Source organism: Pseudofrankia coriaricola, assembly GCF_001854805.1.
Lineage (GTDB): Bacteria > Actinomycetota > Actinomycetes > Frankiales > Frankiaceae > Pseudofrankia.
In genome coordinates this window covers 17,562-39,014 of the sequence record NZ_MBLO01000008.1, presented here as the reverse complement: position 1 = coordinate 39,014, position 21,453 = coordinate 17,562, and the positions used below count along the sequence as shown (strand labels likewise).

The 21,453-nt window shown below is 70.3% G+C and carries 13 protein-coding genes; 5 read left to right on the top strand and 8 right to left on the bottom strand.

The features are described 5' to 3' along the window. The first annotated feature begins 132 nt into the window (after positions 1–132). Both BCD48_RS02105 and BCD48_RS02100 read left to right on the top strand, forming a co-directional pair. On the top strand, positions 133–432 hold the full coding sequence (locus BCD48_RS02105) for a nucleotidyltransferase family protein (RefSeq protein WP_071046535.1): 300 nt from the start codon (positions 133–135) through the stop codon (positions 430–432). Beyond that, positions 422–847 (top strand): HepT-like ribonuclease domain-containing protein, encoded by a 426-nt coding sequence (locus BCD48_RS02100; protein ID WP_071046534.1) that lies wholly within the window; start codon positions 422–424, stop codon positions 845–847. Before BCD48_RS02105 ends, BCD48_RS02100 begins: the two co-directional genes overlap by 11 nt. A gap of 1,630 nt (positions 848–2,477) precedes the next feature. On the opposite strand, the gene BCD48_RS02095 is transcribed toward BCD48_RS02100, so the two are convergent. The 7 genes from BCD48_RS02095 to BCD48_RS02065 all read right to left on the bottom strand — a co-directional run bounded on the left by BCD48_RS02095 (position 2,478) and on the right by BCD48_RS02065 (position 14,543). Next, entirely contained in the window at positions 2,478–5,303 is a 2,826-nt protein-coding gene (locus BCD48_RS02095) for an NlpC/P60 family protein (protein ID WP_071046533.1), read from the bottom strand. Beyond that, positions 5,294–6,592 (bottom strand): hypothetical protein, encoded by a 1,299-nt coding sequence (locus BCD48_RS02090; RefSeq protein ID WP_071046532.1) that lies wholly within the window; start codon positions 6,590–6,592, stop codon positions 5,294–5,296. The genes BCD48_RS02095 and BCD48_RS02090 overlap by 10 nt, the downstream gene beginning before the upstream one ends. A 79-nt stretch (positions 6,593–6,671) precedes the next feature. Beyond that, a complete protein-coding gene (locus tag BCD48_RS02085) occupies positions 6,672–7,010 on the bottom strand; it encodes a hypothetical protein (protein ID WP_071046531.1) in 339 nt (112 codons plus the stop codon). A gap of 354 nt (positions 7,011–7,364) precedes the next feature. Next, positions 7,365–8,849 (bottom strand): hypothetical protein, encoded by a 1,485-nt coding sequence (locus BCD48_RS02080; RefSeq protein WP_071046530.1) that lies wholly within the window; start codon positions 8,847–8,849, stop codon positions 7,365–7,367. Next, positions 8,842–11,406, bottom strand: a complete 2,565-nt coding sequence (locus tag BCD48_RS02075) for a hypothetical protein (RefSeq protein ID WP_071046529.1) — start codon at positions 11,404–11,406, stop codon at positions 8,842–8,844. The genes BCD48_RS02080 and BCD48_RS02075 overlap by 8 nt, the downstream gene beginning before the upstream one ends. Beyond that, positions 11,403–11,672 carry a hypothetical protein gene (locus tag BCD48_RS02070; protein ID WP_071046528.1) on the bottom strand — a complete coding sequence of 90 codons (270 nt, stop codon included), beginning with the start codon at positions 11,670–11,672 and terminating at the stop codon, positions 11,403–11,405. The genes BCD48_RS02075 and BCD48_RS02070 overlap by 4 nt, the downstream gene beginning before the upstream one ends. Positions 11,673–11,795: 123 nt before the next feature. Next, the gene (locus BCD48_RS02065; protein WP_071046527.1) at positions 11,796–14,543 is read right to left on the bottom strand and encodes a helix-turn-helix transcriptional regulator; all 2,748 of its coding nucleotides are present in this window, start codon (positions 14,541–14,543) and stop codon (positions 11,796–11,798) included. Positions 14,544–14,990: 447 nt separating this feature from the next. On the opposite strand from BCD48_RS02065, the gene BCD48_RS02060 reads away from it, so the two are divergent. The 3 genes from BCD48_RS02060 (at position 14,991) to BCD48_RS02045 (ending at position 19,919) form a co-directional block, all read left to right on the top strand. Continuing rightward, positions 14,991–17,984, top strand: a complete 2,994-nt coding sequence (locus tag BCD48_RS02060; RefSeq protein ID WP_071046526.1) for an AAA family ATPase — start codon at positions 14,991–14,993, stop codon at positions 17,982–17,984. A 1,257-nt stretch (positions 17,985–19,241) separates the two neighbouring features. Next, on the top strand, positions 19,242–19,559 hold the full coding sequence (locus BCD48_RS02050) for a hypothetical protein (protein WP_071046524.1): 318 nt from the start codon (positions 19,242–19,244) through the stop codon (positions 19,557–19,559). Positions 19,560–19,604: 45 nt separating this feature from the next. Further along, positions 19,605–19,919, top strand: a complete 315-nt coding sequence (locus BCD48_RS02045; protein ID WP_071046523.1) for a hypothetical protein — start codon at positions 19,605–19,607, stop codon at positions 19,917–19,919. A 1,102-nt stretch (positions 19,920–21,021) separates the two neighbouring features. Here the strand turns inward: BCD48_RS02045 and BCD48_RS02040 are convergent. After that, positions 21,022–21,252, bottom strand: coding sequence for a hypothetical protein (locus BCD48_RS02040; protein ID WP_083418053.1), 231 nt, complete (start codon positions 21,250–21,252; stop codon positions 21,022–21,024). Positions 21,253–21,453: the final 201 nt, after the last annotated feature.

The following is a 21,453-nucleotide window of genomic DNA, read 5'->3' as shown; positions in this document are numbered from 1 at the left end:
GAGGAAGACCAGCCAGGACCGGATCAAGGACCGAAGCTCGGAAGGCATGCCTCGGCCCTGCGCCTGGCCGGTGCGGGCGGGGTTGATCGTCGTAGACTGAGGCTCGTCGGTCGACGAAGGGAGGGCGGCACGATGACCCTGGACGAGATCCAGGCCTTCCGTCCGCGGCTTGCCGTCCTGTGTCGCAGATACGGGATCGCCGAGTTGGCGGTCTTCGGATCCGTAGCGCGTGGTTCCGCCGGTCCAACCAGCGACGTCGACATTCTCTACGTCCGAGCTCCGGGCAACGACCTCGGTATGTCCTATTTCGACCTGCAGGACGACCTGGAGAGGCTTTTCGGCAGACCTGTCGACCTGGTCGCGAAGGACGGGCTGCACCGGGTGATCCGGGACGAGGTACTGCACGACGCCCAGGTCCTGTATGCGGCGTGACGAGCTCTACCTCGCCGATCTCGTAGACAACGTGCGCGCTGTCCAGGACTACCTCGTAGACGTGACCCGGGAGCGCTGGGACACCGACCGCGTCCTGCGTGACGCTGTGCTGTATCGGATGCTGCTCCTCGGCGAGATCGCCAGCTCGCTACCGGATGACCTGCGCGACCGGTATCCCGACGTGGCCTGGCGGCAGATCCGTGCGTTCAGGAACCTCGCGATCCATCGATACTTCGGCGTCGACTGGGCCGTGGTCTGGAAAATCGCTCACGAAGAGCCGCCCATCCTTGAAGCGCAGATACTGACGATTATCCGCAACGAGTATCCCGGTCTCGCACAGACTCTCTCGCTGGTCGCGCCCCCGAACGCCGAGCCCGGTCAGGCGCCCGAGCCGCCACCACAGCCGACAGACTGACCCGCGGCCTCCAGCCAGCAGTTCATCGACACGAGAAACGGCCCTTCCACGGCGGCGGCTCGGCGAGACGCGCTCCGTAGAGCCACCCCGCAACGAGCGGGCGACTGCGCCGAGGACCACATCCACCGGAGCTGACCACCGTCAATCCACCGCCCTCACCTAACTTTGCTTTTTCATCTTCACCGAGAACCAATCTTCTCCCGCCTACTCGACGGACATTTTCCGCGATGCTGCCAGTCAGCAACCCAACCCGTGGCAGACGGTGACCTTCGACGATGTAAGCGCGGCAGTCGACCGATGCCAAACCGGTGACGAACCGCGCCCCAGCCAACGGCACGAGCCGTCACCGACCGGCACGAACAACAACGACGCAAGCCGGGCCTCGCTCCCGATTACCAACCACCGCAGCACAAAACGACTGCGAACGGCAGCCGACGGCAGCCGACGGCAGCCGACGAAAATAGCCCAGCCGGCCAGAGAGGAAGACTCATAATCTTCGCCTCGCACTGAGTCAACCCCGGCGTCCCAGGTCGGGCTGCCTACACTCCGCCTCCTGCGGCGGTCCCCGCCAGCACCAACGCGGACGGTCCAGGCTCACCGCCAAGATCGGCCGTCTCTCGCACGACGGCGGCCCACCCGAGCTGCGCCGGACCGAGCCCGCCACCGTGGCCGGCCCCGCTACTCGGACATCACGCCGGCCGTCACGCATGACACCCGGCATGACATCGCGGCCTCTCCCCAGGAATACGCCGCCACGCGGCGGCCACCGCGCGCATCGAGTGCGCGACGCCTACCCGCACGAGGGCTGCGGCGATGTCAAGGAAGATGACCGGCGTACGCAGGTTCCAGCCATGGCATACACCGGTTCGCCGTTCATTATTCGGCCGGGGCTGCATACCGCGGTATGCCGGCCCGACGGCGTACTCGGCGCCTTGTGGCGGGACTCGCCATGAACATGGGGCGCCAACCAGCGGGCGATGCCAGCGAGCCCGACCACCCGGATGACCGCCAACCGAACCCACCACGGCAGACAGGTACCGCGGGCCCGGCGACCCACCGGCACAAGCGACGCACATCGATACTGGTGCACCCGAAAAGCAGCTGGTAGCAGGAGATCCCGCAGCCCACGACGCCGACCAGCCCGCGCCCCGGATCGTCCCTGCCGACGCACGCAGAGGCGACGACCGAGAAGCACCCGCGGCGCCACGGGTCATCGTGCCGCCCGACCCGCCCGCGCTGACGTCCGAGGCGGCGCGTGCGCTGCTACGTCCTCCTTGGCCGATAAGCGCCGGTCGAGGGGCCGCCATGTGGAAGGTCGCGGACAGCAAATCTGTGATCTCATGCCAAGCACTGGCGTGATCGTGCGTCTGTCCGCGCTCGACCCGTACGCGCCGCTCTCCCTCGAGGTGATCAACCGGTTGCGCGCGCCGCCGGCCCTGGATAGCCCGGACCACAGAGCTCCCCGGCCAATGACCCGAAGAACCCGCCCGGACGTGGACCGGGCGCCCACCCGCGCGACGGCGAGGCCGCCGGCCGCGACCCCGAGCAGCCATGCCTCTCGTATCTCAACACGAGCAAGGCTGGGAGGACAGCCCTCGATCACCCACACCACCGGCGCGAAAGATCGAAGTTAGGTCGCGGGCATGACGCGTACCGCGTTGGGAGGAAGCGACCGGGCGCGATGGTCCAGAAAGAACGCGTTCGACATCTGGTCTAGGCCGGGAATCTCGCCGATCCAGGAACACGGAGGGTCGCAGACAACCTGCTGGGTGTACTGCTTCCATTCCTCTTTGGTTGGCTCCGCCCGCGTGTGGTGCTTTCGCTTCCACCAGATCCTTGAGGAGCCGAACTTGCTGGCGTTCCCAATCCCCGGGTTCCCCGCGTAGCCCTTCAGGGCGCGCTCGGCGAGTGCCCGCGAAGCGGCGGGGATCTCGGCCCAAGGGATCTTCTGGAAGTCGCGATGACGCTTCAGCTGGCCCCGTGGGATGGTGGTTCCCTGGTACGTTCCAGCGCCCTCCACCGGCTCGTACTGCGAGCCCGGGTTCCCGTAGTGTGCCTTCGCGGCCGCGACGTTGACCAGAACGGGTTGCAACGTCGTCGAATACGCACGGATGAATTCTGTGAACGTCGAGAATTTCCTGATCTTGTGTGCGAAGAGTGCGTAGTTGTTAACCATCGCCCAGACCACGGCCAGCCGGTTCTGCGGGTCGCTGGTCTCGAGCTCGACCAACTTGGCAGTCCACACGACGTCCTCAGCGGTGAAGCGGTAGGTGAACTCTCGTCCGGGGACGTCGACGACGATGGTTCCGAACGGGCCCGTCGGCAGACCTAGGGCCGGCGGCGGCTCAGCGCCCGCGGATGGGCCGGTCTGCGCCAGGCGGGTGGCGAGCCGCAGCGTTGGGCGGACGATCGCGTCCCGAATCTGGCGCCATTCCTCCGTGAGACCGGGTTCGTCGTTGCCGATTGCCCTTCCGCCGCGCTCCGGATGCCGGAAGGAAAAAACCATGTCCGTGAGCCGGTTCTCGTCCCGGTTGCCACTCTGGGCGGCGAGAGTCACAGCCAACGACCAAAGCCTGCCGTTCAGCGCGTCCACAATGCCGCCCGGCGGGGCGTTGCTGGGCGCGGACTCGGCTTCCTCCAACCTTGGCTGGATGACGGGGCCGTACGACGCGAAGGTCTCATGAGGCTCAGTCACATGCTCGGTGGCAACGTCGAGGTCTTCGTCTATGCCTTCGCGGTAGTCCTCGGCGGCAGCGAAGTCGTAGTCACCGGCCCTTTGGCTCACGAGTTCCCGAGCGATGCCGTCCCATTCCTCGGAGGTCGCATCGGAGCCCAGCCAGTCCGGCGCCAGCAGGGCCGCGCTCGCCTCCTGCCCGCCACTTTCCGGGGTACCCGTCCGGAATCGCCACACCCCGGTCCACCTTTCGGGGTTGTACTCGGCGCTGCGGACCACGGTGCCCGCGTACGAGGCGTCTATGACGCGGCTCGAACCGACGTAGATGCCGATGTGATGCGAGCCGATAACGAGAATATCACCGGCGAGCAGGGACGCGTTTGCTGGGATACCCACGTATTCGAGCTCCCCGCCTTCGATGATCTGTTTAACTCCATTTCCCTTTCCACCCAGCCTCAGTCGCCGCCCGAGGACATCGCGGTAGACGTGGTAAACCAGGCCCGAGCAGTCGAGCGTGCCGCTGCCCTGGCGAAGGAGCTCAGTGCAGTCCAAGGTGCGCTCGTTCTTTCCTCGGAACATCGACGGTGTGTAGGAACACGGCGTCTTGTAGCGTACGCCCAGGTAGCAGTGGGCGCGCGCGGTGACCCGGGCGGCGATGCCGTCGCCCTGGGACTCGACGGGACGCGGTGTGATCTTCGGCAGGACAAACCGCACCACCCGGGAAACGACATCATCGAGGGCGCGGAGTTCCTGCGCATCCGTATCACTGACAGCGTTCCGAGCCTCCTCGCCCCGCCAGAACGGAAGGCTCCTGTCGGGGTGCCGGTACATGAAGACCATCAGTGACAACGGCAGCCCGGCAGTCGGCGTCACCGGCGGCCTGAAGTTCGTCATGACTTTCTTCGGAGTGTGGCGCAGGTAGATCTCGAAAGGGCCGTGCTGAAAGCTATTGAACATGGCGCCGAGTAGAAGAAGCATCTCGCCCTCGTTAGTGGGAAAGATAGCCGCGAGGTCATCCCGATGCTGGGCAAGGAACTGGTCCGGGCTGCCCGCAGAGACCGGAGCGTCCACGCGGACGGCGGGCGGCGGACCTGAGACCACGTCCCGGCCGCTTCGCAATGACGCGAGCAAAGGCCGGACGATGGTGTCCCGCAGCCGTAGCCATTCGGCGGCCAGCCCCTGCTCGTCTTTTCTGATCGAGCGACCACCCAACTCCGGGTGACGGGAGTGGAGTACCAGGTCGGTCAGCTTGTTCTCGTCGTCGACGCCTGCCCTGAGCAGAAGTTTCGCATAGGTCACGGCCTGCGTGACCATGCCCCCGGGGTCCGGTATCCAGCCTTCGCTCAGACCAGCCAGTCCCGTCGAACCGGCCGGAGCCGGTGGCGCGGCGGAGGGATCGGAGATCCGCGCCCCGCCGTCGTACGGCGAGGCGAGGTCTTCTCCGATCCGCGCCCCGCCGTCGAACTCGAGTCCGTTGTCCTCCCCGGCCGAGAGCTGCGCCACCCACTCGGTCGCGTCCCATTCATCCTCGGCGTAGAAACTGCCCTCGCCCGCATCCGTGAATCCAGACGGCCCAGGCGTTCTCGACGGCGCAAGCCGTGGCGTCGGTACAGGTGACAGATTTCCCGACTCGTTGTGGAACGGCCTGTCCTCGGGTGGGGGCGGCGTCGCGTGTCGGTCCAGTTCTCCGACGGCAGCCTCGACTCCCGCCGGCGGCGAGGCGAACGGGGATTCGAGCTGTTCGTCGAGCTGCGCGCGGTAGGGGGAGATCGTCATCGCCATTCGGAGCTTCCGGACAGGTGGCCGTTGCTGGCCGCGGGTCCGGCGGACACTGCTGGCAGTGCCCTGGCCGGGCCCGGTGTGGGTATCCGCACGGGCTGTGCGGCAGGACCCGGCAGGACGTTCGTGGACGGGCGGTCCTTCACTCGCTCGCCCGTCGCGGACTGCCAGAGGTCGATGATCAGATTCATGTCCCGTCGCAGAGGTGTGTCGCCATCGAAGAGAGTTCGCGCTCGCCCAGCGGTGTCGAACAGCCCGAGTTCGATGCCTCGCAGCAGCGTCGACATGGGTTCGGCGAGCTCGAACAGCTCACGGGAGGTAGGTGCGGCGGACATGCCGACCCGTGCGGCGAGCTTCTCCAGCCGGTCCGCCGGGCTGGTCGCGTCGCACTTCAGCTCCATGACGATCTCAGAATTGCCCCGGACGGTGAGATGGAACCAGCTCATCGCGGTGACATAGACGAACTCGTCCCGCGCCAGCAACCCACGACGCCGACGCCCGTTCAACATGTCCTTGATCGCCCGGCAGAGCAGAGCGATGTATTCGGCGTCCGTGGCGTTGCTGCCGATCAGGTTCCGGCTGTTCTCGATCCCGAGCCAGACCTGGCGAAGCAGCTCGGACCACTTCTCCCTGAATCCGGTGTTGACGCTACCGGTGTCCAGCTTCCACGGTTGGCCGCCCGCGCCGGTCGCTGGCGACGGGCGCGCTGGCACGGGGTGGGGGAGATCGAGGTTGAACATTCGCCAGTAGGCATTGCGACGGTTCACCCGCGACGAAGGGCGCAGCTCGCTCACCACTCCGGTGATGGCGTACAGCGGCGGGTCCCGGAAAAACAGCTCCTCAGTGGTGCGAGCCCATTCGGCTGCGGGCAGGCTGACCGACTCCAGCGTCTCGCCGACAACAAGCCGGCGCAGCACCTCGCCGCACACCTCGAGGATTCCGGTCGCCTCGATGAGATATGCGTAGATCAGATGGTGCCAGAGAAGGCCGACGTGGGTTCCTTTGTGAATGCTGCCCGGTCCGATGTCGTCGGTGTAGGTCTCGGTGTCGTCGATGTCTATTCCGGACGGCGCGATCGGGAGGCTGGCGGGCGGCATGGGCATGCCGAGCCGGTCGACGATCCCGTCGTCGCCGAGGAAGGTCGAGCGGTCGCCGGGCGACGAGACCAGCGCCGCGATCGGTGCCTGCCGGGCGCCTTGCCACGCCTCCTCCAGCCAGCGGCTGAGCTGGAGTGGATGGACTTCGAAGACCTTGTCGTCGGATCCGAAGAGATGCGCGAGCGATAGAAACATTGTTATTCCACCTTCACCGTGACGGTGGTCACCGGAAGCTCCTGTCGCGGTCCGGCTCCTGACGTGCCTCCGTCGGTTTTCAAAACTTCGGGCCCAGCTTGATCAGATGATCCTGTGAGTCATAGATCTCTACCGTTTCGAGTGACTTCCGCACGAGGTGGGGAGGCACGCGCACCGTCTTTCCGTCGGATTCGAGATCGGCCCTCACCGGCCGGGATTTTGGATTCTCCTGAAGCTTGACGTAGTCACCCTGGCCGAGTTCCTCGGAGAAGTCGATCGTCTCGACGCCGCCGCGATGGAGCCTCCTGTCCGCGGGAGCGAAAGGCAGTGCGAAGCGTTCACGGCCGAGCAGACTAGCGATGACCTCGTAACGCAGCCGGGTCAGCTCCTGCTGGCGGAACGCCTCAGGGTCGACCACCGGGAACGGAAAGGTCGGCGACCTGGGGGCGTTCCTGGCTCCGGGCTCGGCGCCGCTTCGCGTTCCTGCCCCGACTCCGGAGCCTGTCGGCAACTCCGTATCCATCCTCTGGCGCAGGTCCGCGAGGTCCTGCGCCAGAGATTTGATTCTATCTTCGGCCGATTCGGCTCCGGTGGCCGCCGCCGGGGATAGCGGGGGAGAATCGCCGGGGGATGGCGAGGAGGCGGCGCCGGCCGGCGGTTGTGGGTGTACCACAGTGCGATCTCCTGATCTCCTTGGTCGGGGTGGGCCGGGTTGGTCGTGAACCGCGCGCGTCGTGCTGGCGGTTCTGTCGGTCTTGGGCGTTCGGCGGTTCTAACCAGCCCCGGCGAGGCCCGATCCGTCGGCGCCGAGATCGGAAAGCCAGCGGGTCAGGCGTGCGCTATGAGCCCCGGGTGCCTCGTCGCGGGCGTCGTCGACGCCCGCGCGACCAGTGCCTGACGCGCCACCGCCCCCCAGGCTGGTCGGCCCGACGCTGAACGGCGGGGAGCAGGCGGACGCGGTGCTGGCAGTCAGCCACGCAAGGATGCGCAGCGAGGCGATCCGGCGCAGGTATGTCGAGGTGAGCAGCGACGGTCCGGCCTGCCGCGCGAACACTGCCAGAGCCGCGGGCGACACAATCCGAGGGTCGGCCACGGCCGCCAGTGGCCGGCCACCGAATGCCGCCATCGGCTGGCGGGTACAGACGTCCACGATCAGGCCGAGCGCGTCGATACTGGCCCGGGCCAGCCGGGCAGCCTCGGGTGGCGCGCGATGCGGGGGGTGGCGACTCCACCAGATGCGGGCCAGGCCGTCCCACGGTCCGGCGCCGAACCAGCTCCGGCACAGCGCGGCGTTGAACATCACCCGAATCCACGCGAACGGGTGTGGGTCACCTGGCAGAAGCCGGTACACCGCGGCGGAGGTCCCGTCCACCACGTTTGCCAGCGCCGGCAGGGGTGCCCAGCCGGCCTGAGCGAAGGCGTGCACATCGGCGGCGACCTCGCTGGCCCAGCCCTGCCACGTCGCGGCGAGCTCACGCGAGACGCCGACGAGGGCCGTTCCCAGCGCGTCCGCAAGCTCCCCGGTCCAGCCGGTCAGGTGTGCGACCTGGTGACCGGTCTCGTGTAACAGTGCGGTCGGGTGGACGAGGTTGTGTCGAGTGATCTTGATCGCCGCTGCCGGGGACGGATGGGCCTGGTCCCAGAGCCGAACGCCGGCGCGCAGAATCGAGGCGCCGAGCCCCTTGTCCACGTACACCAGCACCGGTGGAGGCTCGATGCCGAGCGGACGCAGGATCACGGCGAGACTGTCGCCCGCGATCGTGTCCAGGCCGCGCAGGACGGCGGCCGTGCGCGGATTCGCCCTCGTGCTCACGGCGTCCCCGTAGAAGTCAAGCACCGTCTCGGCCTGCAGGTAACGACGGCGCAGGCGCAGCACCTGTGGACGCAGGGCCGCCGGGTCGCCGCCCGCGTCGATCTGGCGCCGCAGTTGGGTCGCCTCCAGACCGATCGCCGCCGCTACCGCCCCGAGCTGGTCACGGACCTTCGCGCGCAGGTAGCGCTCTAGGCCCGCCCATGCCTCGGGAGCGGCTACGGAGTCGAGGTCGGCGAGCGTGTGGGCCGCCTGCTGCCAGTGCGCCACCTCGGCCGCCAGCTGCCGGCGGGCCGCCAGGTCTGCCGGGTCGGTGACCGATGGGGCGCCGACGGGCGGGTCGGTGGCGAACGCGGCAGTGGCGAACGCGGTGGTGCCGGCCGGAGCGGGCCCCGCGCTGGTGACCATCGTCGGAGTCAGCCGGACACGGGTGATCGCGTCAGTCACGGTAGCGCCCCGGCCGGATCGTGAGGGCCGGGGCACCGGGGGTGCCGTTCGCCAGCGCACCCGCGTCGGCGAACGGGAACGCGAAGGTCAGTGTCACCCCGCGAGCCGGGTCTCGTGTGGCCTGAGCGAGCTGGGCCGCGGCGGCCGGCAGCTGACCGGCAACCCCGGTGACGACAGCCTCCGCGAGATGGGTGGCCAGGGCGTGGGCGCGCTGCGCCGGCAGCGGCAGCCCAGCGGGTCGACGGCTGCCCGGTCGACCCAGCCAGGCCGCAACGTAGGATCGCGCCGGCGGGCCGAGCAGCTCCCGGAACAGGGATACGACCCGCACATGCGACTTCTGGGCCAGCATTCCGGCGACCGCTCCCGACTCCCGCTCGCTGAGCCGGACGTGGACGCGCAGGACTCGGTTCCCATCGAGGCGCAGCGCGATGCGCTTGCGCCGGCGCCGCTGCCTCGCCAGCCGCTGCCCACCTGGGCTGGTGATCCGGTAGTAACGGCGCCCTGGATAGGCCGCGGCGGGGCCGGCATGCTCGGACGACGGGCGGCCGAGGCCAGGCTCGGCGGTGAGCAGCGCGGCCACCGCGGGGGTGAGTTCCTCGAACTCCTCGGCAAGCTCGGCGGCCGCGGCCGGAATGTCGCCACCGAGCGCCTCAAAGGCCGCGAGATGGCCGAGCCTCGTGCCCGGCAGCGCCTCGTAGAGGTGCGCCTCCGCCGCGACCGGCCACTGCCGAACGCCGCAGTCGAGCAGTTGGCGCTCCAGCGTCGCGCCGTCCGCGAGCAGGATCGCACGGGCCAGCGGTCGAGTGATCAGGACCGGGTAGACCCGGCTGTACTTCTTGTAGCGGAACACGGGGCGGCTCGCGCGCGGCATCACGATCCACACTCCGCCCTCACCGGCGGTCTCGAACCCCTCCAGGTCGTTGCGCAGCGCCTGGCGCGGCAGGTGGCGGGCGACTGACTCGCCGAAAACCCGCTGGACCTCCGCGTCGAGGCGCAGCTGGTTCGCCAGCGACGCCGGCGGCAGCGCCGCGACCTCGCGGATGGTGTCCTCGAGGGCAGCGACCAGTGCCTCCATGCCTGTCGCCGGGTCTGCCGCCAGGCCGACGCCTCCCGGAGTGAACGCTCCGAACTGGCCGGACTCGGCTTCCAGGCCCAACATCCCGAGCCCGGCACTGGCGATGTGTCGCGCCAGGCTCCGCGCCGCGTCGACACCGACGTGGTTCTGGATCAGAGTTCCCAGTCGCGCGGCGAGGAAGTTCACCACCCTGTCCCTGCCCGCCAGCCGCAGACCGATCCGCAGCACCGGCAGGGCCGCGGGGATGAACTGCTGCAGCTGCGTGAAGGGTGCCTCGCCCGGAGCGACTTCGGTGAGCTCGCGGGTCAGCCGGGCGCGGGCCGCGTCCAGCGCCGCGATTGTCCCGCTCTCCGACCCCGCCCCCACCCATGCCCGGGCCGCGTCGGCCCGGGCGTCCGCGTCCTCGGCCTCTCCGAGCAGGCGATCGACCGCGGCCTCGCCTGGCGCCAGCACCGCCTCGGCGAGGAGCAGATCAAACTGTTCGCTCAACACCTCCGTCTCGGAGGCACCGGTGGCCGCCGCCGTTCCCGCGGCGCTCGCAGGTGCCGCCCCGGCCCTTGCCAAGACGGCCGGGTCGCCCTCGGCGGTGTTGGCCGCGGCGCGACCTGTGAAGGCGGCGTCCGAGGCCGCCGCCCCGCTGCCCATGTCACCGGCGGCGCTGGCGGCTCCGCTCCCAGCGCCCGCGCCGGTGAGTCGAGCGGCCAGCCGCTGGGCGATGGGGCGCACCGATGGCGGCAGCTTGCCGATAGCCGACTTCAATACCCGGCTGAGCAGCGGACGCACGAGCCGACGCAGCATGCGGAACAGCGCCGCGACCGGATGGAGTGTGCCGACGACCTTCGCGGCGGAACTCACCAGCCTGCCGGCCTTTCTGACCAGCTTTCCCAGGAACTCCTCGGTCGCGTCGGCCAGAGTGTCCTCGTCCTCGTCACCGTGTTCGCCGGCGGCGGGGACGGTCCGGCCAGCGGCGATCTCGATCTCGCCTTCGGCGATCGAACCGGGCGTCCGGTCGCCGAAATGCTCCTCGAGGTGCGCCAGCATCTGGTCCGCCTTGGCCGCGACCGCAGACATCCACGCCTCGACCTCGATCTCCGCGAGCGACGGAGCCTCGGACTGCCCGGTCCAGCTCGCCGCCCCACCGACGTGGCGGGCCGCGGCCTCCTCGGCGAGGGCCTCCAGCGCGCTGTCGAACTCCTCGTCCGCCAGCTCGGCTACCAGCCCTCGGAATGCCTCGACCGCCAGCTCGGCCTCGTCGTAGGTCGCCAGCCCGGCGTCGAACGGGCTCGCCAGCCACAACTGGTTATCGGTGGTGGCGGTGTGTCCGAGGGACTCCTGCCCAGCCTCGGTGACTCCGCCGAAGGGGGCGGCAGCGACACGGGCGGCGGCGAACGGGGACGACAGCAAGGCCTGCGCACCCTGATCGTCGTGCCCGCCAGACCGCCAGGTCTCGCCTGGCGCCACCACCGGCTGGTACGGGGTCACTGCGGCCTCCCGGATGCATCGTCATCGGTCCACGTCGAGTTCCGGTCGGCCCGCGATGGCCCGCCCGGTGGGATTGCCGAGCCCTCGGTCCGGCCTTGTCCCTGGGCTTGGTCCTGTCGCTGGCTCTCCGCCAGCGCACCCGCCATCTCGAGGACACGCAGGAGACTGAGCCAGCTGTAGAAAGCGAGTGGCTCTCCGCATCCCTCGTAGGTGACGGTTCCCTCGACGTCGCTGCCGGTCTGGTGCAGCTCGACCGTGAATCGCATGTCGCCCCCGCCCAGGCAGAGGGTGTTGGAGGACGACGCTAGGCCGCGCCCGCCCAGGTTCGCCCCAGGGCGGGCACTGGGGCCTGCCCTGGTTTTCGCGCCACCCGCCAGAGTCCTGGCACCCTAGGGCCGCTCGCCGAGCCTCTCCCGTAGCTGCATCCGGCTGGTCACGCCGAGCTTCATGTAGATGTTGCGGAGGTGAAACTCGACGGTCTTGACGCTGATGAACAGCTCCCTGGCGACTTCACGGTTGGTCAGGTCGACGGCCCGCCGGGCGACCGTCGACTCCTGCGGGGTGAGGATCGAAGTGTCGTGGTCGCGGCGATCGCGAGGGGTCAGCCCGCAGGCCCTCAGCTCGCGCTGGCATTGCTCCAGGTAGGGACGTGCGCCGAGGCCGGCCAGGACGTCGTGGGCCGCGTCGAGCTGTTTCGAGGCCGCTCGCCGCTGTCCGCCGCGGCGTAGGAACGCGCCGTAGCTGAGGTGGAGCAGCGCCCGGTCGAACGGAAGGGCAAGGTTGGCGACATAGCCGAGCCCGGCCTGGTAGCTCGTGTCTGCCGCGGCGGTGTTCCCGCGAGAGGCTTCCAGGGCGGCGCGGGCGCGGGCGGCTCCCGCCATCGCGGAACGCCGGGCGCGACCGCGCGCGAGCTCCTCGAAAGGGCGAAGGATCGCATCCGCTTGGGCGTAGTCGCCGAGCGCCGGCAGCACGTCAAGGACCTGGTAGACCCAGAACAGGACGGCGGGTTCGCCGACGCTGGGCGGATCCGGCTGGATCAGGGGTACGAGCGCATCGACGACTGCCGCGGTGTCCCCACGGGCGTGGGCAAGGCAGGCTCGCCCCAGCGAGACGGCCAGATCCGGGCCAGCGTACCCGCTCTCGGTCAACATCCGGGTGTGCTCCTCGGCGGTGGCCCAGTCGCCACGGGCAGCTGGCACCAAGGCGGCTATCGCCTGGCAGTAGAGCGCCAGATGGTGTTCGGTGTCGATGGCGAGAGACAACGCGAGGGCGCCGTGCGCCGCCCCGTCGTCCCAGTGGCCGGATCTGTACTCGCTGAGAGCCAGTGTTCCCGTCGCGAAGATCTGGAACGCCGCCGACCGTTCGTGACCGGCGGCGACGACGCCGGCCAGGTCTCGGCAGGCTCCGAGCGGGTCGTCGGTGTACAGGCGCAGCTCGGCCCGGCCAAGCAGCCTGTCGAGGTCCGCGACGGATGCCAGCGCGGGGCTCGGTAAGTCGGCGACGGACGCGATGGCCTCCTCCCCGAGGCCGCTGCGACAGCGGCTGGAGAGCGGACGGCAGTGGATCATGTCGGTCGTGGTCTGTTCCGGCGCCAGCCGCAGGGCCTCCATCGCCCAGGCATACTCCTTGTCCAGTCTCAGTAACCCGCTGTGGATCAAGGCCAGCTGGCCAGCGATGCGGGCGCCCAGTGCCGGGTCGGCATCGACGTCGCATCGCGCCCAAGCGTCGGTGAGCCATTCCTCGGCGTCCCGCAGTCGGCCCGCGGACATGGACAGCCGAGCCAGCAGGTAACTACGCCATCCACTTTCGCGGAAGCTCCGCACGCGGGCCGTCTCCCGGTCCAGATCGACGACCTCACCGGCGAGGCTTAGACACTCGATGGCCTCGAGGCTCAGCTGCTCGTGGTCGGCACGGCTGGAGACGAGACCCGCGGCGGCCACGAGATGGTTGGCGGCCGCGGCCCAGGCTCCGGCGTGGACCTTCTGGCGGCCCAGCGATGCCAGCTCGGCGGCGAGCTGCGCGTCCGGCCCACTCGCCGCCGCGGCACGATGACGCAGGCGGGTCGCCTGGTCGTCGGTCAGGCTGGCGGCCCGGGCGTGCAGCTCGGCCCGTCGGACCGGCCCGAGCTGCTGGTAGACAGCGGCATGGGTGAGCGGGTGCGGGAATCCGACTGTCCTGTCGCCAGCGTGCTCGACCAGCAGCCCGGCCTGAACCGCACCCTCCAACGACGGCAGCGGGTCGCTGAGCCCGGCGACCGCCCCCGCCAACTGGAGTGGACCGCGAACACCCAGCACCGCGGCGGCACCGACGAGTGCCTCGGTGTCGGGATCGCACGAAGCCATCCGGGCCACCGTCAGCATCGTGTAGGAACGCGGCGCGGGCAACGGGGTGTCGACGTCCGCGATCGCGTCGGCAGGCACCTGGTCGAGCAGCGCCCGGACGTACAGCGGATTGCCCTCGGTGTGCGCACGCAGGCGCTCGGCCGCTCGCCGGGACATCGGGCGGCAGCCGAGCCGTGCGCCAAGCACGCGCAGTTCGCCGGTGTCCAGACCGGCGAGGCGCACTCTCACCGCGTCGTCCCCGGTCAGCAGACGCCGCACCCCGTCGGGAAGCTGAGGGGCTGTCACGTCGCGGACGGTCACCAGGGTCAGGACCCGGTCGAACCGGAGCCGCCGCAGGGTAAATGCGAGCGCGTGTAGCGAGAGCCGGTCAGCCCAGTGCGCGTCCTCGACGACAAGAACCATGGGACCCGCGCTTTGCGCCTCGCCCAGCAGCTCGACCAGGTCGGCGCCGGCCACCAGCGGGTCGACCTCAGGCCCGCCGGCACGCGAAGGACTGCCGGCGATCGACGCCGCCGCCGCCCAGATCTGGTCGAGAACGCCGAACGGCAGACCCATCTCGGCTTCTTCGCCGCTGGCTCGCAGCACACACCGGGCATCCGTCCTGGCCAGGAACCTAGCAACCAGCGCGGTCTTGCCAATGCCTGCCGGACCCTCGACCAGCGCCATCGCCGGCGAACCCGCGCGGACCCGAGCGAAGGCACAGCCCAGCCGGTCGAACGACGTCTGGCGCCCTACGAACGGGCCTTCAGTTCCATCGACGATGGCCGGTGGGAGGCCAGCATCGTCCACAGGCATGGCAGCTCCCCGAGACGCCAGTGACGGGCGACTGTCAAAACATCGCGGTCGAGCGACAGCTTCGACACATTGCAGAAGTGGTGGCGGCGAACAAGCTGCTACGAACATTCCCAACGAAAAAAGCAACTATCGGCGGCCGGATGAACTCGGACGGAGACGGTGTTGATCGCTGTACGGGAATATATGATTGGCCGCCGCCCCCGGGGAGGAATCGGGGAACACCCTCGATACGTCGGCCTGTCACGCGTGGACCGTCACTTTCGCCCGCCCGGTGGACCGTCTGAGGACTGCGTCCGCGCGCCGCGGCGGCCCGGAATCGGCAGTCGGGTCCCGGCGGCGCCGGCCCGGGACCGAGCGGGACGCGGCCGCGCCGGCCGGCGGAAGAACGAACCGCGATACAGGGGCCCAGCCGGCCCGCGGCGCGAGATACTTGGCGGGGGTGGCGGGGTGGACGTCAAGCAAACGGACCTCGTCGGGCGCTTGGACGAGGTCGAGCGGCTGCGGTCGGTGTTGGGAGAAACCGACGGCGCGGCGTCGGTGCTGGTTTCCGGCCCGCCGGGTATCGGCAAGTCCGCGCTGCTCTCGCGGGCCCGCGAGCTTGCGGCGGCGGCGGGCCGGCGGCTGCTGTACGCGTCGCCGGCGGCCGCCGAGCAGGCGCTTCCGTTCGCCGCGCTACACGACCTCCTGCGGCCTGTGCTGGCCGAGATCCGGCCCCTGCTGCCGGCGCCGCGGGCGCGGGCGCTTGACGTGGCTCTGCTGCGCGACGACCCGCCCGAGGACGGCCAGGAGCAGCTCGGGGTCTATCTGGCCGCGCTGACCGCGCTGGAGCTGCTGGCGGCCGACGGCCCGTTGGCGCTCGTCGTGGACGACGCGCAGTGGCTGGACGCGCCGACCGCGCAGGCGCTGGTGTTCGCGCTGCGCCGGTTCGAGGCCGGGCTGCCGCTGGTCACCCTGCTCGGTGTCCGCGCGACGCCGCCCGGCTCTCCTGTCTCGGTGGACGGGCTGATCCCGGTTGACCGGCGTCTGCCAATCGGGGGCGCGCGTCCCGCCACGCTCCCGCCGGTCGTCGGGCCGCCCGCCTCGAGCGCCGCCAGTCTCCTCGCCGACGACGCCCTCACCGACGCCACCATGGCCGATGACCCGTGGTCGCTGAGCGCGGGCCGCTTCATGGCGCCCGCCACCCAACCGTCCCTGGCCGCGGACCTCGTTCGAGCGCTGCCCGGGTCGGTGACCGAGATCGTGGTCGGCCCGCTCGACCGGCTCGCGCTGGCGGACCTGGTCAGGGCCCGGCTCGGGGTGGCCACGCCCGCTCACGTGATCACGCTGGTCCACGAGGCGTCGGGCGGCAACCCGATGTTCGCGCTGGAGTTCCTGCGGGCGATGGCGGGCTCGGGCGCGGCGGCCACCACCGGTCTGGCGCTGCCCGTGCCGGAGTCCCTGCGGGCGCTCGTCGGGCAGCGGCTGGCGGGGCTGCCCCCTGGCGTGCGCGACGTGCTGCTGTACGCCGCCGCCGGCGGCCGGCTGACGACCGCGACGCTCGCCCAGCTCACGGCCGTCGAGGGCATCGGAGCCGCCGTCGCCACGGCCCGCGACCACGAGATCGTCGAGGTCGGCGACGACGGGTCGCTGACGTTTCGCCATCCGCTGTACGCGACGGTGCTCTACGGCTCGGCCACCGGCGGCGAGCGCCGCCGCGTCCACGGCCGGCTGGCATCCCTGGGCACCCAGGGCGACGACTACCGCGCCCGCCACCTCGCGCTCGCCGCCGACGAGCCGGATGACCTGCTGGCCGCCGAGCTTGAGGCGGCGGCAGCCGGGGCGGCCGCCCGCGGCGCGACCTGGACGGCGGGCGAACTCGCCCAGCTCGCGCTCGGCCTCACTCCCGAACCCGACCCGGCGGCCAGCCGGCGCCGGGCCCTGCTCGCCGCCGACCAGTTCCTGGCAGCCGGGGACTACCCACGAGCCCAGACGCTGCTGGAACGGCTGGAACGGACGGCACCGACCGCCGCCGAGGAGGCCGAGGCCTTCGTCCGGCTCGCGGAGATGACCGGTCACCACGACCCCGCCCGGTGGGTGCGCCGCCACAAGGACCTGTTGGCGCGGCTGTCCGACGACGTGCCGGTCAGCGCGGACCTGCGGGCGGGACTCGCGCGGACCCTGTTCCTCGCGGGCGAGCCCGAGGCCAGCGTGCTGGAGTGCGCGCGGGCGGCGGCGGTCGCGAGCCGGCACGGCCTGGGCGCCGTCCACGTCGCCATGCTGACATGGCAGAGCATGGTCGAGGGATTCCTCGGCAAGCCGAGCGCCGACGAGACGTTGGCGCGGGCGCAGGCAGCCGCCGCGGCCGGGCCACGGATGATGGTGCACATCTACCGGCCCGATGTCATCGCTGCCTGGCGGCAGCTCTTCCGGGGGGACGCCGACGACGCCTGCCGACGGATCAGGGTGCTGCTCGTGGAGGCGGAGGCGGACGGCGACTACGACTCACTGCCGCTGCTGAACCATTTCCTGATCGAGGCCGCGGTCCGGGCCGGGCGCCTCGACGAGGCCGACCGGGCGGTTCGAGCGGCCGAACGGTGGTGGCCGGGCCCAGAGCCAGGACACTGGTGGTGGTGGGTCGCGGCGCTGGCCGCCGCCGCGCGCGGCGACCTGCGCTGGGCGCGGAGCGCGGCCGCGCGCGGCGTCGAGGGCGCCCGTTCGAACGGTGACCAGTTCCTGCTCATTCCGGCCCTGGCGGTCAGCGGCCTGGTCGAGCTGCTGGATGCCGACCCTGCGGCGGCGCTGCTGTCGTTGCGGCAGGCGCGTGACCTCGGCGCGTCGATGGGGCTGCACGAGCCGGGGATGTGGCCCTGGTACGGCGACTTCGTCGAGGCGGCGCTGGCGTGCGGTCAGACCGACGAGGCCGCGGCGGTCGCGGCGCTGCTGCGCGAGCAGGCCACCGCGCTGGAGCGCCCGGCATCGAGGGCCCTCGCGGACCGGTGCGACGCCATGATCCTGGCCGCCCGCGGCCAGCTCGGCGAGGCGGGCGCGCTGCTCGACGCCGTCGTCGCCCAGGCGGCGGAACCCAGGCTGGAGCGGGCGCGGTCGTCGCTGGTCGCCGGCGCGGTCGCCCGCCGGGCGAGACGCAAGGCCGCGGCCCGCGGCCATCTGGAACATGCCGCCGCCGAGTTCGCCGCCATGGGCGCGCGCGGCTGGCATGACCGCACCGTCGCGGAGCTTGGCCGGGTCGGGCTACGCACCGCGCCGACGCACCTGACCGTCACGGAGCAGCGCGTCGCCGAGCTGGCCGCCGCCGGCCGCACCAACCGGGAGACCGCCGACACGCTGTTCATGTCCGTCAAGACGGTCGAGGCCAACCTGTCCCGCGTCTACCGCAAGCTCCAGGTCCGCGGCCGCACCGAACTGGCCCGGCGCCTCACCGACCAACCAGGCCCCGACCTGTGAACACGCCAACCGCGCCCCCTGGAGGCAGACACTCCGCCACAGCGCCGACACAGCGCCGGTCTCATGCTCTACCGGACCGCCGACCTCGGGCCGGAGGTGCTTCTCGGTCACATAGGTGGGCCGTTCTGGGCGCGTAAGGACGACGTCACCTGGTCGTTCCGAAGGGCGACTTCGAGCCGCGCGAGGAGGCGCTGGCGCCCCACAGCAGACGACCCGGCCAGCGCCGACCTGTTCTGGCCACCCTCGACACTCGGCGGCACCCAGGCACAGCTAGCAATCGCCCACGGCGACTACGACAACGCCATCAACGCAGTCGACCAAGCCGTGCCCCGCGCCGCCGGCCACGCCCGCCGCGGTCCAGGCCTCACAATGGCGTTCAAGGTCGAAGCCCTGGCCCTACGCGGCGACGCCGCCGCAGCGGCGGCCGAGTTCGCCGACGTCGTCGAGCTGATCGCAACCAACCCGGCACCCCGCGCCATCGCACGGCTACGCGACCTGCGGTCACAGTCGCCGCCTCCGGGCGTAGCGCACTGCTCCGCGAAACCGACCAACGAGCCGCCGACCACGGGATCACCCTGGCCGTCTGAACCCCGCCCCTCCCCTCCCAGCAGACCCGGCACACGGCACCTGGGAATTACCTGCTCGCAGCTCTTGGGGAATAGCAAGATCGCCCACACTCCGATGCCTCACGATGCGTAGTCAGCTACGTCGGCAGGCCGGTGGCCGAAGAGGCCAAATCCTCGACTCCAACCGGAGCAAGAGCAAGATCATTGTGGTCGGTATGTGGTCGCGGAAGCCCCACCACAGGTTGACACGGGCCTGCACCCAACGACCCGCCGCGGCGCGGAAACCCCTGAAATCATTGAACTTCGCGGCCTCACGCAGATCTCCAGGACACGGCACGACATCCGGGTTGGGTGGCTTTTAACCGGCGAGTTCAGGGTTCGAGTCCAGACGACGCCGTCGGCGACCAGCGCCACCAGTCCCGTCGCGGCGGCGACTGCGGCGCGATCGGCCAGTGCCCAGCGTCCCGTCCCTGACTGGGTCAATTGCTGACCCGCCACCGGATCGGCGCCGCCTGGCGCGCCAAGGGGCTCCTGCGCGACCGGCTCGCGCTGCCCCCGGCTCGCACCCCGGCAGGACCTGGCGACTGCCGATATAGCGCCTCCTGCCTGACTCCCGAGTGGCGTCCACGGGACACGGGGCGACCGGGCAAACTGATCAACGCTGGTTGCATCGATATTGACGGCGGCCCGGGTGGCTCCGAGCTTTTCTGAACCGGCGCCACGAGCGTCAGCGGCGGACCGGACCCGCGTTACGCTGACCTACCAGTGGGCGCGGGAACTGCGGCGGTGGCACGCCGGACCGTTCGTCGGCGTGCACGCGCGGATCCCCGACGACGAGCCGGTGGCGGTCGGCCGGTACAACGCCGAGCCGGAGATGCTGCCCGCGAGCCAGGCGGCGGCGGTCGTTCGCGCTCTGACCGATCCGCGCGGCTGGGAGATCTTCGTCCCCCGGGGGATTCTCGCCGGCGAAGTGCGGCACATCCGGAGCGCGCCGTGGGGAGTCGGCTGACGCTATCAGCCGGACGCGCATGGCCAGCGGCCCTGCTCCTGCCCGGTGTGCCTGCCGCGCGGCGTCTTCGGCGCGGCGCGGATCCGCCGGCGCGACCCGGACCTCGCGTCGCCGGGCAAACCCGAGTTGATGGCGGCCCTGCGCGCGGCCGTCACGCCCGAGGAGATCATCGACGCGCTGTACGCGCTCGGTAGCCGCCGCCGCGGCGGCGCCGAGGACCTCGCCTACCTCGCCGACCATCCCGACCCGGAGGTCCGCGCGGCCCTCGTCGACGTCCTCGACTCTTACCGCGGCCGCGCAGCCCGCCTCCTACGCGAACGGCTGGGTGCAGACGAGGGCGTCAACGCCGGCAACGAGTAGACCGCGGTCACGCTCACACCCAGATCAGCCGCGGCGAAGCGGCCAACCTGGGCGCTCTGTCCCCCGACCAGACGTCACGACTGCGGCGCCGACCTCGAACGGTGCGCAACCAACGGCATCGCGTCCGACCTCCGTGACGCGGCGTGGCATCGGGGCGGACGCTCAAGGTACCAACGGCCGCGCCGGCGTCCGTGTTCACGTGAAGGCAAGCTGGGCGACGAGAGTGTAGGGGCCGGGCGGCCCTGGACGGGCCGATCGAACTCCTGCCCTGACGCCGACCTGATCGGCTGCGTGGCTGCGTGGCTGCGCCCCATGTCCTCGCCTGGCGCTGCTCACGGAGCGTTGCCCATGCGGATCATGCGCGATCGAGGCGGGCGTCCAACAGCGCGTATCTTTCGACCCGCGTATCACGTATTGTGACCGACGGGCTGACGCCGTTCTGATGCCGAAAAGCGCGGCACCGGCCGGCACGGGCAGGCCGCCCGCGGCACGGGCAGCGGACTCCCGGCTAGCCCCGAGGCCCAGAAGTCTCGACAGCACAGCACAATCCGGCCGCAGCCGATACGCGGCGACAGCCACGGAGAATGCCTCAACCCGCCAGAAACCTCGACTCATAATCCTCCGGTCGCGGATTCGAGCCCAACCCTCCCCACGCTCACACTGAGTAGTTCTTGCAGGCCAACAGAACCGTTTTGATCAGCCCCGCTGGCCTTTAATTATTTCCGGAAGCACGTGTGTGGCTGGCCGTTGAGAGCGCCTATTGGGTCGACCTGTGCTGATCGCCGGTGCCAGAATGCGCCTATCCCGACAACAGGCTTCCAGGGGAGCCCGAGGCGACAGCCGAAGCGGCAGGTGCAAAGGGCGGCAGGCGGGAGGACCGCTCGCGAGTTCAACGATCGTGAACCCACGTAGTGCTGCCGCACCCTGGCGACTCCGTTCTGACGTAAGCCGCAGATCAAGGCAGGTCGGCCGCGCCTCGCGACGGCTGTGCGCGGTGCTGGCACGCCGTGCTCGCCGGACAGGCGTCGACGGAGACCGGAGCGCGGCGGCCGAGTCTGTTCAGATGCGCCGGCACACCGCCCGCTGGCGGGCGGGCGGGGCATCAGAAGGAGTCCCACGTGTGCCACTCTGACTCGGGGACGCAATCGTCGGGGCTCATCCTCCACTCGTGACTGAGGATGAGCAGCCGGGTGAGGAGCACGTCGCCCGCCCGCTGCACGCGCATCACGAGACCAAGATCGGGCAATGCCGGATCGCCGTTGGCGGTAAACCTCAGCTCAATCTTCCGGGCGTCGCTCTGGTCGACGAACCACTGCTCGAGCTCGGACGGCACGCGCCCGACCAGCGGGGTGCCGTCAACGTCACCTGCGGGCCGACCCGGGCGTCGACAGCGACACCGGCCAGACCGGCGGAGCCGCTGTAGTACGTCGTCACTCCCACGTCGCGAAACACCTTCCCGGCGTCCGTCTTGAAGGAAGAAACGACACCCAACGACACCTCATCGGAACTCATCCCGAAACGCAGCGGCCCGACG